The organism is Selenomonas sp. oral taxon 149 str. 67H29BP (assembly GCF_000146365.1).
Taxonomy (GTDB): domain Bacteria; phylum Bacillota; class Negativicutes; order Selenomonadales; family Selenomonadaceae; genus Centipeda; species Centipeda felix.
The window spans coordinates 910,840-928,195 of the sequence record NZ_GL397087.1; the positions used below are offsets into that span (position 1 = coordinate 910,840).

Consider the following 17,356-nt stretch of genomic DNA (forward strand, 5'->3'; position numbering starts at 1 on the left):
CTTTTAGCGTCCCCTGCCATCCAAAAGATCGCAGGATTCCTTACCGTGACAGGACACAAGAAAAGAGCGACACGAAAACAAACTGTCCCGTACCGCTCCATAGGATGGAATAAACTACTACGCAGTCGGTTTATCCGCAAAGACCTTGAAGATGTAGACCGCGCGGATCTCTACCGGCGTTACGCCGAGATTCTCAATTGCTGTGAGAAGTCCCGATGCCAGTACGGCGCGTTCCGCCTTGCGGTCTGAACTCGTCACAATCGTAAGTGCCGGTTCATCCTTCGGATAAAGCGTCACAATGCCGTTGCCAAACGTCACCTCATAGGCTCCGTTTGCTGTCTGATAGAGGAAGTTGAGCCTCTGCTCAGACATATTGCGGATTTCCTTCGGATCCGGAATGTCCACCTTCTTTGAGGCAGGCTTGATCGTCAGACGTACGGGACTATAGTTGATCGTATAGATGCCGTCGAGATCGCGCGAGCCGCCGTCCGTAAAGAGGACGGGGATTGCCTCAGCCGTGCTGTTTGGGATCTCCTCGTGGTGCACACCACGAATCCCGCGTGTCTTCCCGAGGTCAAAGCCGAACGAGCCGTCCGAGCCCTCAACATAGTCATGTGTCTCAGGGTTGTTCCCCATCGTGACAATGACCTTGTCGCTGGTCGGCACCTGCGTCGCCCCCTGCGGCGTATTCGTCTCGGAGCCGCCTGTCGACGTGCCCGAACTGGAAGAAGATCCACCCGAGCTAGACGAGCCGCCGCCCGAGGAGGAGCTTCCGCCGCTTGTGGACGATCCACCCGTGCTGGTCGAAGAGCCGCCTGTCGTGGTAGACGAGCCACCCGTTGTGGTCGACGTTCCGCCCCTGCCCGTGGTTGAGCCGGTCGTGCCGCCGCCTGTTGTACTCGAACCAGACGAGCCGCCTGTGCCCGTTGTTGTGCCTGTTGTCGTTCCCGGTGTTGTACCGCCACCCGTCGTGGAACCACCCGTGCTCGGCGTTGTTCCACCGGTGGTTGTACCCGTGCTCGGAGTTGACCCACCTGTGGTCGTTCCTGCACTCGGCGTAGAGCCCGTCGAGCCGCCCGGGGTTGTCCTCGTGCCGCCCGTGGATGTACCTGTGCTCGGTGTCGAACCACCAGTAAGTCCGCCTGTGCTTGGCGTCGTTCCACCCGTAACACCACCAGTGCTTTCCGTTGTGCCGCCAGTTACACCGCCGGTGCTCGGCGTTGAGCCACCCGTGAGGCCACCCGTGCTCGGTGTGGAGCCTCCCGTGAGGCCACCGCCGCCAAGGCTGACGCCACCGCCCGAGTTGCCACCCGGAATCGCCGTGCCACCCGTCAGGCCGCCCGGATTTCCGGTGATGCTGCCCGTGCCGCCGCCAACGACGCTGATGCCGCCCGAGCTGCCGCCCGGGATCGCCGTACCGCCACCGACGCTGCCGCCGGGCATGCCCGGGACAGAGCCAGAGCCGCCGCCCGTGAAGCTAAAGCCTCCCGTACTGCCGCCCGGTGTCGGTGTAGAGCCCGGGACTGTGCCCGTACCCGGCGTAGAGCCACCGCTGGTCGACGAGCCGCCCGAACTGGACGAACCACCCGAGGAGGAGCTTCCGCCGCTTGTGGACGAGCCGCCTGAGCTGGAGGAAGATCCACCAGTTGTAGACGAACCACCCGAACTGGAGGACGAACCTCCTGTTGAAGTAGAAGAACCGCTCGTGCTTGTCGAGGAGCCGCCCGTTGTGGTCGACGTTCCGCCCCTGCCCGTGGTTGAGCCGGTCGTGCCGCCGCCTGTTGTACTCGAACCAGACGAGCCGCCTGTGCCCGTGGTCGAGCCCGTCGTTGTGCCTGTTGTCGTTCCCGGTGTTGTACCGCCACCCGTCGTGGAACCACCCGTGCTCGGCGTTGTTCCACCGGTGGTTGTACCCGTGCTCGGAGTTGACCCACCTGTGGTCGTTCCTGCACTCGGCGTAGAGCCCGTCGAGCCGCCCGGAGTTGTCCCCGTGCCGCCCGTGGATGTACCTGTGCTCGGTGTCGAACCACCGGTAAGTCCGCCTGTGCTTGGCGTCGTTCCACCCGTAACACCACCGGTGCTTGGCGTTGTGCTACCAGTTACACCGCCGGTGCTCGGCGTTGAGCCACCAGTCAGGCCGCCCGTGCTAGGTGTCGAACCGCCCGTCAGGCCGCCCGGTGTCGGTGTAGTGCCCGGGACTGTGCCAGTGCCCGGCGTAGAGCCACCGCTGGTCGACGTGCCCGAACTTGACGAACCACCCGAGGAGGAGCTTCCGCCGCTTGTGGACGAGCCGCCCGAACTGGAGGAAGAACCTCCTGTTGTGGTCGACGTGCCGCCCGTACCCGTGGTTGAGCCGGTCGTGCCGCCACCTGTTGTTGTACTCGAAGTAGACGAGCCGCCTGTGCCCGTCGTGGTGCCACCGGTTGTTGTTCCCGTGCTGGGGGTTGACCCGCCTGTGGTCGTTCCTGCACTCGGTGTCGAGCCCGTCGAGCCGCCCGGGGTTGTCCCCGTGCCGCCCGTGCTAGGCGTCGTTCCACCCGTAACGCCACCGGTGCTTGCCGTTGTGCCGCCAGTTACACCGCCGGTACTTGGAGTGGAGCCACCCGTCAGGCCGCCAGTGCTTGGCGTCGAACCGCCGGTCAGACCGCCCGTGCTCGGTGTTGAACCGCCGGTCAGGCCGCCGCCGCCAAGGCTGACGCCGCCGCCCGAGCTGCCGCCCGGGATTGTCGTGCCGCCCGTCAGTCCGCCCGGATTGCCCGCGATGCTGCCCATTCCGCCGCCAACGACGCTGATGCCGCCCGAGCTGCCGCCCGGAATTGCCGTGCCGCCGGTGCTGCCGCCGGGCATCCCCGGGACACTGCCCGAGCTTCCTCCCGGGATGCCATAGCCGCCCGGTGTCGGTGTGCCGCCTGGGACTGTGCCAGTTCCCGGTGTAGAGCCGCCGCCCGTCGTGGACGAGCCGCCCGGTGTTGTGCCCGGTGTCGGAACAGTTCCGCCGCCTGCACCACCACCACCTCCGGCTCCACCGGCACCTCCGGCACCCGTGCCACCGCCGCCACCGCCGGGCAGTCCGCCGATGCTGGGTCCGGGGCCGCCGCCGATGCTGCCGGAGCCGCCCGTCTGCGTGCCGACAGATGCACCGCCGCCGCCCGTCGTCATGCCGGATGTCGTCTGTGACGATGTCGTCGTGCTCGTCGTCACTGCTGCACCGCCCGGCGTGCTTGGCGTAAAGCCCGTCGGTTTGATGGTCAGCGTGCCGGGCTCATATACAAAACGATAGTTTGCAAGATTCGTCGCACCGGTATAGCTCCCCGTAACAGAGGATGGATCAATCACAATCGCATTGTTATACGTCCCCGCATTGGTTGTTGTCGTTATCGACGGTGCATAGGTTGACGTGATTCCCGTAATGGGGATGCTGTCCCCCGGGAGCAGCCCACGATTCGTCGCACTCGTTCCGTGCTCGACGGTGTATGCCGTCACGACAGGATTCGGCTGCCCGTAGTTGCGCTCGGCATTGCCTGCCGTCACCTTTACCTCACGCGGCGTGATGGCGAAATTACCATCTCCATAGTGAATCGTGTAGTTGGAAGCCAGCCCCGTACCGAACGTTGCGCCCGAGACCGTCGTCTTGAGTCCCGTCGTCCCCGCATCCGTCGTTGGCGTCGCCAATGGATCGATCGTCTCCGTGACGGCAGAAATCGTATCGCCATTGGCGAGACCCGTCGTCGCATCCTTCGCGCGCACGTTGATGCGGCTCGTGCCGTTCACATACGAGGCGAGCGAATTGTCCGCACCATAGGCGCGGCTCTTGTCTCCCGCCTTGATAAAGAGGTCGCGCTTCGTGATGTCGAAGCCGCCGTCGACGTAGGTGATGTTGTAGTTCGACGCCTTGCCCATGCCGAAACTTGCCCCCGTGATCTGCGTCTTGAGACCCGTCGTTCCCGCATCCGTCGTGATGAGGGCGTTTGTCGACTCCGTGACGTCGGCGATCGTGTCGCCGTTCACGAGACCCGTCGTCCCCGTCGCGGCGTCAGCGTGGAACTTCGACGTGCCGCCCGTATAGGTCGCCGTGCTGTTCTCCGCACCGTAGACACGCGTCTTGTCGCCCGCATGGAGCGTCAAATCGCGCTTCGTTATATTGAGTGTGCCCGTCTCGTAGGTAATGTTGTAGTCATTCGTATTGCCGGCTCCGCCGCCAATTACAGCCCCCGAGATATGCGTCATGAGCCCTGTTACGCCCGCATCCGTTGCCGCATTGCCGTCAAGTGACTCCGTCACCGAGGTCACCTGATCGCCGTTGACGAGGTTCGTCCCTGTCTTGACTGCAAAGAGCCCCGTCCCGTTCACATAGGACGCCGTATTGTTTGCCGCACCGTAGATGCGCGTCTTATCACCCGCAACGAGCGTCAGATTACGCTTTGTAATACTCAACGTGCCGTCCGTATAGTGCACGTTGTAGTTCGCATCCGTGCCCACGCCGAAGGTCGCGCCCGAGACCGTTGTCTTGAGTCCTGTCGTTCCCGCGTGCGTCGTCACCGTCGCCAAGGGGTCGAGCGTCTCCACTACATCCGAAATTTTATCGTCGTTTGCAAGGCCTGTCGTCGCTGTCGCCGTACGCACGGTGAACTTCGATGAGCCAGGTACATACGTCGCCTTATCATTGTCATCGCCGTACGCACGGCTCTTGTCTCCCGCCGTGATATAGAGGTCACGCTTATTGATCGTCAGTGTACCTGGCGTTGAGGTAATTTTGTAATCCCCGTCCCGTGCAACGCTGCTGGAGGCAATGATGGCTCCCTGCACCTTCATCGTGTAGGTGCCCACGCCTGTTTCCTTCGTCACGGCATGGTTCGCGCTGTCAGTTGCCGTAACCGTATACGCGTCAAAAGAGTCACCTGAAGCAAGCCAATCTCCCGTATGAGACAGGCTTCCCGTCAGCTGTGCGGTATTATTTTCATTGCCGTAAATACGCGTGCCGCTCGGTGCAGTAAAGTGAATCTCGCGCGGCTGAATCGTCAGTTTTCCTGGTTTGTAAACAAAATTATAGTTTGCTCCCCTCAGGTTTCCCGACACATCGAGATCATAGGTCCCTGCGTGGATTGCCCCCTGGGCATAGCCGCTCGTCTGTGTGGAATCCGCAATCGGCGTATAGGTAATAGACCCCGCCGTAATTCCCGCCGATGATGCCGTCTGTCCGTTCGCAAAGTTGGCAAACGTGACCCCATTATAACCGGAATAGGTATATCCCGAGCCTTTATATTTCTGTGTGTCCGTCTTTCCTGTCACAGTGACGACGCGCGGCACGATGCGGTAGTCGACCGTGATCTTGTAGTTGAGGTCATTGTGCCCCTGATAGGTGATCTTCTCATTGGCAATGGTCGAATCCGAGCCGTAGGTATGTGCGCCCGAACGCATATTGACATCGGTCATCGCATTCGTCACTGTGCCGTCCGCCGTATTGACGTCGGCATTGACGTTCGTATGCTTCGTCGTGCCAAAGTTATGCGTGCCCGAGTCACCCACATGGGCACGGATATAGTCAACCTCCGTCTTGTCGAGCGCACGGCGCTTGACGTTGCCGTCGTCTGCGATATGGAAGCCTGCCGTCGAGTTGAAGAAGGCTGAGTTGTCGTCGCCGTAGGCGCGCGTCGAATAGAGCTTGAGTTCAGGCTGGTACTTGTAAAACATCGCGTTCTGACCCGCAGGAACGGGGAAGGAGCTGCGGTTGCTGTAGTCCACGCCGTATTTGCGGAACTGGAATACAAGCCCGTCGATCTCGTTCTCGACGGAGTCCTCCGTATGGACGACATAGCGCTGTCCGGGCGCGGTCTGGATGGCGTTTGCGCCGCCCTTGTTCTTGAACGCGCCGCCCTTCGCCTCGATGACGACGTCGGACGTGCCCGTGCCGACGATCTGCCCGCCGGGCGCGATCGTGACGTTGCCGCCGTCCTTGTTTGTAAGGTTGATCGGAGCGTTATTGCCCGTGATCTTGCCCGTGATATTTGTGCCGCCCTTTGTCTCGACGGAAACGCCCGTCGCGGACGTGATATTGCCGAGGTTCTTGATCTCGTTCGCACCCGTGAGATTTACGTTATGTGCATCTACTTCGAGCGTCGGAACGGATTTCAATACGCCCGTCGAGGTCACATTGCCGCCCGTCTTGATGGATACGGCATTGGCAAGCCCCTCGGGCAGGTCGACGTTGCCAACCTTGATATCCCCTGCATTCGTTCCGCCGATGCGAATCTTCTTAAAGCCCTTGCCGTCAGCGTTCTTACGCAGGAGTCCCGTGCCGCTGAAGATGTCGGACGGAAGTGTGGGATCGGAGGCAGAGCCGCCCGCGCCGGGCGTGCCGAAGTTGAGCGTCTTGCCCGGCGTATAGGTGTCGAAGGAGACGTCGCCGTGGCCTGTGATCGTGCTGCCGTTCGCCGTGTTGAGCTTATCCGCCTGGATCGCGACATTGCCGTCATGATCGCGGTCGGCGCCGTCCGCATTGATATGCGCATCGTCGAGATTGACCTCTCGGCTGGCAACGGTATAGTTCTGACCGTGCGTCTTGATCGAACCGGAGAGGTTGACGCCGCCCGTACCGCTCGTGATTGCCTGCTGGATGTTGACGGTGAACGGCATGTCGATCGTGCCGCTCTGATAGAGCCTGCCGCCGCCTCCCTTGTCGCCAATGTTGATGATCTCATACTCCCAGAACTGGCGGTTGTTGCCATTGAAATACTTGTCGAGCAAGGAGAGCTTCGTCGGATCGTTCACCGTGCCGCCGAGTTTGAGATCCCGACCATGCGAGATCGGCAGGATATTGAGCGCTTTCTTGCCCTTCATCTTGCCGTTCAAGTTCATCGCATCGGTCTTGAGCGTGAGTGCGCCCGTGCCCGTATCGACTTCGCTTCCCGCCGCCGTCGTCAGATCCTTTGACTCAAGGGCGAAATCGTTGCCGTTCGTCGCGACCTTTGCCGAGCCGTCGAGCGTCATACTGCCTGCCGTCTTGCCCGAGCGGATCGTCGTCGGATCGACGAAGTTCAGATTGCCGCCGACGTTCGTCGCTCCCGTCGCGTCTTCACGCCCGAGGTAGACGTGCTTGAAGCCGTCCTTGATCTTATTGCCGCCGAAGAGATTTTCCGGCAAAGTCAGCCCCGTGCCAGACTTGCCGATGTTGATGTCGGTCCCCGCCGTCGCCTGCTCAAGCTCCAGCGCTCCCTTGCCGGAGACTGCCTCGCTAAAGGTCATCTCGTCCGCCGCGAGCTTGATGTTGCCGTTATTCGTTGTCCCACCCGAGGTGACAGACCCCGCCTTGACGCCCGAAATGGTACGCGAAGGAACCGGCGCCCCCGTGGGCGTCGTGATCGTGCCGATCGTCAGCTTGTTCGATTTCACGTTGACCGCATAGGCGTCCGCCGCGAGCGTGCCGATCTCGTTGTCCTTGTCGAGGGTGATGCTGCCGCCCGCGGCAGCCACCGAGCCGTCGCGGTTCAGGCTGGAGGAGATCACGGCGAGATTGTCCGTCTTGATCTTGCCCGCCGTCTGTCTGGCGTCCTGCAATGCGTTCACGGTCAGGATCTTGCCCGAGGCAAGCGTCATGTCGCCCGTGAAGTTGATGTGCTTCGCCTGCAGGGTCGTGTTCTGCCCGAGCGAAGAGCCTGCCACGTTGATCGTATCCTGCGTGGTCGCCCCGCCCTTCGGATCGATGTTGCCGATGCTGTAATGCGAGAAGTTCGGGCCGAACACGTTCGTCATCTTGTCGTTCGTCAGCTTCAGGTCGCCCGCCGCGCCGTCGCCGACGCCGATGGACTTCGCCCCGCTGTAGGTGCCGATGCCGAGCGTGCCCGTGCCTGTGACGGACGGACTGCTCCCGTGCGCCGCGAGGTTCGCGATATTGTTCGTATAGAGGTTCAGTGCGCTGCCCGCGCCGATATTCATGACGCCCGCGCCGCCCGAGTTCTCGATCTCGCCCGTCGTGAGCGTGACATTGTAGGGCTTATTCGAGCCGTCTGTGCCGACTTTGAGACCGCCCGCACCGATTGTGACCTTGCCCGTCTCCGCCGTCTTGACGACGACGCGGTTGTTTGCCTCAAGTCCGTCGATCGTGACTGTCTGGCTGCGATTGTCGCCGAGAACAAGCTCACTGAACTGATTGCCAAAGAGCTTGCCGTTGAGCTGGTCGCTCGTGACATGAAGCCCTGCGCCCGTCGAAGAGTTGTTTAGCGTCAGATCGCCCGCCGTCTTGCGCGTGATGACGAGACCGCTCTTGCCGACGATGTTCGTCGTATTGTCGTCCGCTGTCGGCGTGACGATCTCATCCGTATGCACGCGCAGAGCACCGACGGTATCGGTGCCCGAGTCGAGCTGAGCGCCTGCGCCGAGATTGAGCTTATTGCCCGTCACATCGACCCAGACGGGCGTAGAGCCGTCGGCAACCTTCACCTTGGCATTATCTTCCAGTACGACATCGCCGTTTCGTGCATTGAGCGTCGCCTGTGCATAATTGCCCTCGACCTTCAGTGTAGCTCCCTGTTCGAGATGGATGTTGCCGTCCGTCTGGATATTGATTTCCGCGCCGGTTTCCTTGCTTGTGCCGTCCGAGCCCTGCACATGGACGGTCTTGCCCTGCTTGACGGTAAAGCCGCCCGTGATGACCGATGCGGGATCGTGCCCCGCCTGCATCGGATCTGCACCGATCTTGAGCTTCGTACCCTTGCCCTCGATGGTGAGATTGTCGCGCACCTCGACGCCGAGCTTGCCCGCCGCATTGATGGACTTCTTGACTGCGCCGCCGTAGAAGTAGACATGCTTCTCACCCGCGACGTCGAAGCCGCCGAAGCCATCGAGCGTATTGTTGATCGTGCGATAGGCAATGCGGAACTCCGTAGAAGGAGCATCTGCGGCATTGTCACTGATATAGATGTCCTGACTCGCCGATGCGCCCTTCGCCGTGACTTTGCCGTCCTTCTGTCCGTTGATCTTGCCAAGACCGAGATCGATGCCGCCCGAGAGGTCGAGGTCGAGATTCTTGACAGCGAGCGTATCGGACGCCGTCGGCAGTTCTGCCGTATGCGCCTTGATTTTCATGTCGGACTTACCATCCGCGCCCGCCTTCGTCGCGCCCGTCAGCGTGACCTTGCCCGTGGTCTCGATGTCCGATGGCTTCTTGAACGTTGCGCCCTTGATATTGACATCGCCCGTCTGCGTCGCGCCGCCGATCTTGATCTTGCCGTAATTCGCGTTGTTGATATTCCAGTCGCCCGTGCCCGTGCCGACGTTGATGGTCTGCGCCTTCGTCGCCTTTTCGAGCGTGAGCTTCTTGCCGACATTGACCTTGTTATTTCCAAGATCGAGATCGTCGGCTTCGAGCTTCGTGTCGTCCGTGGAATTGAGCTTTCCTTCGACCGTGAGTTTCTGCCCTGCCGCCATCTGGATGTCCGTCGATTTCGTCTTGAGTCCCTCGACGTTCTTCGCAGGATTTACCGTGCGGTCTTCAACGACGGCGACCTTCATGTGGGTATTGTTCTTGAGCTTCAAACTGCCGTCCGACATATCAGCGGCAATATTCTTGATCGCATTCGGCTGCGTGCTGAGATCCATCGAGCCTTTGCCGAGGAGCAGCAGGTTGCCGACCGAAACGGGCGCACTCTGAGAAAGCCCGTCGCCGTCTGTCGTCCCCGGCGCATCGGCATGGAGCGCGAGCGTATCCGTCGCCGCACCGTTGACCGCGCCCGTGATATTGATTTTCCCCTGCGTCAGGATGCTCGTATACTTAGGCATATTGCCCGCTGAAATGCCCGCGATGGTCGCCGTGCCGCCATTGTCCTTTGCACCGACGGAGACGTTCTTAAAATTGCCCGCCTTGAGTTTTCCAAAGCCTGCATCCGTCACAAGACCTGCCGTGCCGCCGACGGTGAAGTTTCCTGCCGTCTTGGGCTTCAGGACGAACGTGCCCGCGCCGTTCGTATCGGCAAACGCGGCATCGTTCCAGTTCGTGACGCTGTTCGCCGTCATCGTCATCGTGCCCGCTCCCGAGGCGAGATTCGCACCCGAAGCAAAGTCAATGGTATTTGCCTTGAACGTCGTGTCCTTTCCGCCTGCGTTCGTCATTGCGCCTGAGAATTTGATGGTCGAGCCCGACTCAACCGTGAGCGGCGCCTTGACATCGGCTGTGCCGATCTCGACGTTGCCTGTCGCGGCGCTGCCGATCTGGATTTCGCCCGTACCCGAGTTGATAAAATCGAGGTTTGGCAGCACGAGGTCGGAGGGCGTCGAAGAGCCGACGGCGATCTTTTTGCCCGCCGTTTTCGTATCAACCGTAACCGCGCCGTTTGCACTCGAAAGAGTGCCCTGCGCTCCCGAGGGGAGCGTCAGCGCATCCGTCTTGACATCAATCGTGCCGCCTGCTGTCGATACCTTGCTCGCCGTGACAAAATTGACCGCCGTCGCTTCGAGCGATGTCGCCGCCGCGCCCATCGATTTGACCTCGGCATTTGCATCAAGCTTGAGCGTGCCGCTCGCCTTGAGCTTCATCGTGCCCGCCGCGTTCGTCATGCCGTGCGTGCCGACCGTGAGATCGCCCGCCGTCACTTCGACGTCCGCACCGTTCGTTGTCACAAGCCCCGTATCTTCACCGACCGTGAGATTCGCGCCGTTCTTGAGCGTCAGCTCCTTTGCCGCGCCGTCGAGCTTACCAAGCATCTGCGTGCCCGTGAGGTTCACTGTTGCATCTGCCGCGTCGAGCTTGAGGGCGTCCGTCGTGATGACACCCGCGCCCGTGATGGCGTTTTTCGAGCCAAGCGTCAGCGCGTACGTCGAAGCGATATTCACCGCGCCGCTGAGCGTCAGCGTGCCTGCACCCGTATACATTTCCAGATCTTTGTCCGCCGTCACGCCATTTGCGACAATATTTGCCGACTTCGCGGCATCGCCGACGATATTCTTATGAAAGTCCTTGATCTTGCCCGCACTTGAGAACGTATTACCCGCAAGGTCAAGTCCGCCCGTACCCGTGCCAAAGTTGATGGTCTTGCCGTCCGAGAGCGTCCAAACCTTCGCCGTGCCTGCGGGGTCGCCGTCGCCCGTGATCGTGCCCGAGAGGTCGAGAGAATCCGTGCGCAGTTCGACCGAGCGCGTCGTGATGTTCCCGCCGAGGGCGATACCCTTGCCGCCGCCCGTGGATTTGCCGACGAGCGTGACCTTGCCCGCGCCCGCCGTGATCGTCGTGCCCACGAGCGAAACACCCGCCGCATTTGCCGTCGTACTGCCCGCGAGTTCTACATTGCCGCTCGCCGTGGCGCCGTCCGTCGTGTCAATCGTGACACCGTTGAGCATGATGCCCGCTTCGCCCGCACTCTGCGAGTTGGCAAAGCCGACGCCAGCTTCGACAAGGCCGCCGCCGATCTTGACATTGCCGCCGAGCGTCTTGATATTCTTTCCGCTCGCGACGCTGACCGCACCGCCCGCATGGTGGTTCGTATCGGAGGTGATGTCCACATTGAGCTTGCCCGCCGTCGATGTGATATTGGCGTTGATATTTACGTTTCCCGTCGCCTTGAGCGTCAGAGTTGCGTCGCCGCCCGCCGTCTTCGTGATGGCATCCGATACTGTGATGGAGTTGTCGTTCGGTTCCGTGAGCTTTTCCGTCTGAATGGTTACCGATGTGCCGCCGTTCAGCGAATTGGTGACGGTCTGCACATCCGCCTGAGAGCCAGCTTCAGGATCGCCCGCCGCACGCGTCTTGACCTCGATGTCGCCGGGATCGATGAGCCACTCACCCGCCTTGCCGTGCTCGGAGGAGGCACGCACGTCGCCCGTGATCCAGACCTTCGCTCCCGAGGTCTCGACCATGCCGCCCGCGCCCCTGCCGCGCGCCGTGATCTCGCCCGCGAAGCGCGTCTCGCCGTCCGACCAGACGGCGACAGTGCCGCCCGCGCCGCCGTCCGCCGTCGCGTCGGCGCGCAGAGCCGCGCCATGCGCGATGCTCACGTTCGTGGCGTGTGCAAGCGTCCCCGTGCCCTGCCAGCCGCCGCCGATCTCAATCGTGCCGCCCTGCATGCCGCTCGCATCCGTCAAGCTGCCCGTGCCGAGGTTCACGTCATGCGCCGTGATGCGGATCGCGCCCGGTGCGTCTGCGAGGGAGGAGGCACGGACGACGCCGTCCTGATTGACCGCCGAGCGCGTGAGCATTTCGCCTGTCGCAGCGGACATAAAGACAAGGCCTCCGTCTGCCTCGACGAGACCTTTGTTCGTGACTGCCTGCTCCAGTGCCGCCTTGGTGGGGACGACCTCGACCTTGCCGTCGCCGCCAAAGTCGAGTGTGACCTCTTCGCCCGCGGCGAGGACTGCCGTGCCCTTCTTCGCGACGACGACGCCCTCGTTGACGACGTCCTTGCCGAGGAGGGCGATGAGCCCGCCGTTCTGGGCGGCGAGTGATGCCTTGTTGATGACCTTGCCGTCGTGCTCTGTGCCGACGAAGTTGTAGCGTCCCGCCATGAAGTCCGCGTTCGTGATGTTCATGGTGGAGGCGATGATCGCGCCCGCATCGACCTGTGCGCCCGGGGCGAAGTAGACGCCCGCCGGGTTGACGAGGAAGACGCGTCCGTTCGCCTGCAGCTGTCCGAAGATCTCGGACGGGTTGCTGCCGAGGACACGGTTCAGGAGGGCCGCCTGTGCGTTCGGCTGGAGGACGCTCACGCGCTCGCCCGCTGCGATGTTGAAGCTCTGCCAGTTGATGACGGCGTTCTGCGAGTTCTGATGGATCGCCATCTCTGCCGCGTTCGAGGCGATCTGTGCGTCGCCGGCCGCGACCTGTCCGCCCTGCGGAAGGGCAAGTACGGGCTCTGCCGTGCTCGCCAATAATGTCCCTGCTGCAAAGAAACTGACGCCGCTGCGCAGGGCGCGTCGCAGGCGTCCGCGACGGTGTCTGTTCATGATGCTCATTGTCGTATCCCCTTTATCCCAAAGACCGTCCGACGTGCGTCGGAATCCCTATACTCTTAGAAGAATTTATAGACCTGAAACCAGAAGCGTCCGCTGCGGTCACTGTCCGAGACCGCAGTCTCGTGCCCAAGCTTCCACGCGTAGTTTACACGAGCGCCCCAGTTATCATCATTGCTCCAGTTGACGCCGAGGCCTGCCCCATACAGGCTGCGGCTGTCCGGTCCCGTATAGCCGGGATAGCCCTCATGGTAGATGCTCACATGTCCTCCATCGACGAATACGATCATCTGCCAGACGTTGGTATCGCCCTCGCGCGTCGGTACGTTCCACCGCAGCTCCGCCGTCCATTTCCAGCCGTCGTCGCCCGACGCCTCACTGACGGGATAGGCGCGTACGCCGCTCGGCCCGCCGAGGGAGAATTTCTCCGAGGGGTCGAGGTTTTTTTCCGCCCACTGGCGGCTGTAGCTGAGGTAGAGGGCAAGCCGATCGTCGATGTGCTGGAGCCGCGTGAGGTCGAGGTTCCACTTGCCGAAATGCCCTGCCGTGCGCCCCGTCACCGCGTCGTTGAGCCGCTGCATGGGCTCGTTGATCATGACGTTGCCGCGCGTATAGGAGAGCGAGAGAGTGTTGCGCCCGCCCGTCAGGAAGCGGTCGAGGTTGTCCCCATTGATGCCGAACACCCAGTTGCGGGCGTGTTTCGGGTCACGGAAGGACATCTGCCGCGCCTCGCTGCCCATGCTCTTGAAGTCGAGCCGCACGGAGCCGTAGAGGTTGAGGTCGCGGCTGCGGCGGAAGTTGTGCTGCCAGTTGAATCCGATGCTCTGTGACGAGCCCACGAAATCCATGGAGGAAAATGCACCGCCGAGGGAGTAAAAGGATCGCACATAGCTGATGCCGAGCCGCTCGCCCTGCCGCCAGAACGGCGTGCTGTAGGAGATGGAGCCCGACCACATCTTGCCGTTTGACATGACGCCGCCGATGGAGAAGATGTCCCCCTCACGGAAGGGGCTCGCGTAGTTGAAGAATGCGCTGTACTGGTAGCGTCCCGTGTAGCGGTAGCCGCCGTTGTCCACGCCAAGGTAGCCCCACATGCGGTGTCCCTTGTTCTTGACGTTGACGATGAGATCCGTCGTTCCCGGCTCGCTGCCCGCCTTGAGTTTGGTGTTTGCCTCGATGCGGTTTATGTCGTTGGTGAGCCAGACGCCGCGGCTGAGTTCGTTCTTGTCGATGATCTGCCCCGGTGCGACGCCCATCTCGCGCAGGATCGCCCGATCGTGCACGTAGGTCTCGTTGTTGATGATGATCTCGCCATAGCGTCCCGGTACGATGGTAAAGGTGACGACGCCGTCACGAAATTCCTGCGGTGCGAGGTAGGCAAACGCGACAAAGTAGCCCTTGTCCCGCAGGTACTTCGTGATCTCCTCTGCCTGCGCCTCAAGGTCGGAGAGCGTCGCCTCATGGTGGCGATGCGGCGCGAGGATGTCCCGCAGCTCGGCATCGGTCACGGGATTTTCTCCGTCAAATGTATAGCGTGCGACCCATATACTCTCTGTCGTCTTCTCTGCTGCCTTTTCGGCGGCGTGCACGGCGGGGATGCAGCTCACGGCACAGAGGGCGGTAAGGCCTGCGGTCAGCAGTCGTTTTTTCACGCGATGCGCGTTCGTTACATGTTTTATGTTCATCTGATTCATTCGCACATTTCCTTCTGTCTGCGCGTATTGCTGTCCTTATAGATACTCTTAATATAGTTATCGCCAGTTTATACTTTATATTAACACATTCATGACTTTATTTCCTAGAAACAAATGTTACGGTTCCGCTTTTTAATGAATCAGATAACAATAGAAAAGCCCGTTACACGAAGCTAAAAAGCTTCATGCAACAGGCTTTAATGTCTTATCCGACAGGCGCCCCCTCCACCGCTCGCGCGCGAGGGTGGGCAGCTTAGAGTGTTCCGAAGATGCGGTCGCCCGCATCGCCGAGCCCCGGTACAATGTAGCCGTGCTCGTTGAGGCAGTCGTCCACTGCCGCAACGTAGATCGGTACGTCGGGGTGGTCTGCCGCGACGCGGCGGATGCCCTCAGGAGCGGAGACGAGGCACATGAGGATGATGCTGCGCGCGCCCTTGTCCTTGAGCATGGTGAGTGCTGCCGACGCACTGCCGCCCGTGGCGAGCATGGGGTCAGGTACGATGAGGGTGCGATCCTCGATGCCGCGCGGGAGCTTTGCATAGTACTCGACGGGGGCAAGTGTCTCGGGGTCGCGATAGAGTCCGATGTGTCCGACGCGTGCCGCAGGGATGAGGTTCAGGATGCCGTCGAGCATCCCGAGGCCTGCGCGTAGGATCGGGACGATGCCGAGTTTTTTGCCTGCGAGCATTTTTGCATGGCAATGTGCGACAGGGGTCTCGATCTCCACGTCGCGCAGGGGGAAGTCGCGCGTGATCTCGTATGCCATGAGCATGGCGATCTCCGAGAGCAGTTCGCGGAATTCCTTTGTCCCCGTTTCCTTGCGGCGCATGATGGTCAGTTTGTGCTGGATGAGCGGATGATCGACGAGGTGGAGTGTCGGTATGTCGGACGGGCGGAATGTGTCAGCCATGGGATGTTTCCTTTCCACGGGGAAGTCAGTTCTCCCCGAGATGTTCATAGATCGGATATTTTTTGCAGAATGCATCGACGCGGCGGCGTGCCTCTGCGCGGCGGCTCTCGTCCGTCGGTGCATCGAGGACGTGCACGATGATGCGTGCGACCTCACGCATGTCCTCCTCGCGGAAGCCGCGCGTGGTGAGTGCGGGCGAGCCGAGACGGATGCCGCTCGTGACGAACGGGCTGCGCGGCTCGAACGGGATGGTGTTGCGGTTCACTGTGATGTTGACCTCGTCGAGGAGGGTCTGCGCTTCCTTGCCCGTGATGTCCTTGTTCGTGAGGTCAACGAGCATGACGTGCGTGTCCGTGCCGCCCGAGACGATGCGGTAGCCGAGCTTCGTGAGTTCGTCGGCGAGCGCGGCGGCGTTCTTGACGACCTGTGCGCCGTACTCCTTGAACGAGGGCTGCAGTGCCTCGCCGAGGGCGACGGCCTTGGCCGCGATGACGTGCATCAGAGGGCCGCCCTGGATGCCGGGGAATACGGCCTTGTTGATCTTTTTCCCGAGTTCTTCGTCGCGTCCGAGGATGAGGCCGCCGCGCGGGCCGCGCAGGGTTTTGTGCGTGGTCGTGGTGACGATGTCGGCGTAGGGGACGGGGCTGGGGTGCTGCCCCGCTGCGACGAGCCCCGCGATATGTGCCATGTCGACCATGAAGATGGCATTGACGCTTTTGGCGATGGCGGCGATGCGCTCAAAGTCGATGATGCGTGCATACGCCGATGCGCCCGCGATGATCATGCGCGGATGGTGCTCGGCAGCGAGTTTTTCGAGGGCGTCGTAGTCGATGCGCTCGGTCTCGCGGTCAACGCCGTAGGGGATGACCTTGTAGTAGGTGCCGGAGATGTTGACGGGGCTGCCGTGCGTGAGGTGTCCGCCGTCCGTGAGGTTCATGCCGAGGATGGTGTCGCCCGGCTGCAGGAGGGCGAAGAATACCGCCATGTTCGCCTGTGCGCCCGAGTGGGGCTGAACGTTCGCCCATGCCGCGCCGAAGAGTTCCTTTGCGCGGTCGATGGCGAGCTGCTCTGCGACATCGACGTACTCGCAGCCGCCGTAGTAGCGCTTGCCGGGGTAGCCCTCGGCGTATTTGTTGGTGAGGACGCTGCCCTGTGCCTCCATGACGGCACGGCTGACGATGTTCTCTGAGGCGATGAGTTCGAGCTTTGTCCGCTGACGGTTGAGCTCGTGATCAATTGCCTCCGCGACCTGCGGGTCTGACTGTTTCAGCGTGTCCATAATGCTCATGTGTGCTCTCCCCTAGCTGTTAGCTGTCTTTCTGCTGCTCAAGTGCCATGATCTTGTCGACGCGGCGGGCGTGGCGGCCGCCCTCGAACTCCGTGCAGACCCATGCGCGCACGATTTCACCCGCCGGGCCGATGCCCGTGACGCGTCCGCCCATGGCGAGGACGTTTGCGTCGTTGTGTTTCCGCGACATGATCGCCGAGTAGACGTCGCCGCAGAGTGCGGCGCGGATGCCGTCGATCTTGTTTGCCGCGATGGAGATGCCGATCCCCGTGCCGCAGAGGACGATGCCACGATCCGCCTTGCCGGAGACGACATCAGCGCAGACCTTCTCCGCGATGTCGGGATAGTCGACCGACTCCGTGCCGAAGGTGCCGACGTCCGTGACGCGGACATCCTCAAACTCGTGGAGCACCATCTTGACTTCCTCTTTCAGCTCTACTGCCCCATGATCGCTGCCAATCGTTATTTTCATCCGAACGGCCTCCTTTAGATGTTTTATTTCTGCCCATTTTAGCATAATTTGATAAAAAA

5 protein-coding genes are annotated in these 17,356 nt (G+C 61.5%); all 5 read right to left on the minus strand.

All coding sequences use genetic code 11. The annotated features are described in order from the left end of the window. Window positions 1-117: 117 nt before the first annotated feature. Entirely contained in the window at window positions 118-12,936 is a 12,819-nt protein-coding gene (locus HMPREF9166_RS04345) for a filamentous hemagglutinin N-terminal domain-containing protein (RefSeq protein WP_009442849.1), read from the minus strand. Between the two features lie 56 nt (window positions 12,937-12,992). Then, window positions 12,993-14,627, minus strand: coding sequence for a ShlB/FhaC/HecB family hemolysin secretion/activation protein (locus HMPREF9166_RS04350; protein ID WP_009442850.1), 1,635 nt, complete (start codon window positions 14,625-14,627; stop codon window positions 12,993-12,995). Window positions 14,628-14,880: 253 nt separating this feature from the next. Continuing rightward, on the minus strand, window positions 14,881-15,537 hold the full coding sequence (gene upp / locus HMPREF9166_RS04355) for a uracil phosphoribosyltransferase (protein ID WP_039981014.1): 657 nt from the start codon (window positions 15,535-15,537) through the stop codon (window positions 14,881-14,883). A gap of 25 nt (window positions 15,538-15,562) precedes the next feature. After that, window positions 15,563-16,825, minus strand: coding sequence for a serine hydroxymethyltransferase (glyA, locus tag HMPREF9166_RS04360; RefSeq protein ID WP_009442852.1), 1,263 nt, complete (start codon window positions 16,823-16,825; stop codon window positions 15,563-15,565). Window positions 16,826-16,844: 19 nt separating this feature from the next. Next, window positions 16,845-17,297: a ribose 5-phosphate isomerase B gene (gene rpiB / locus HMPREF9166_RS04365; RefSeq protein ID WP_039981016.1), complete on the minus strand. Its 453-nt coding sequence runs from the start codon at window positions 17,295-17,297 to the stop codon at window positions 16,845-16,847. Window positions 17,298-17,356 lie beyond the last annotated feature (59 nt).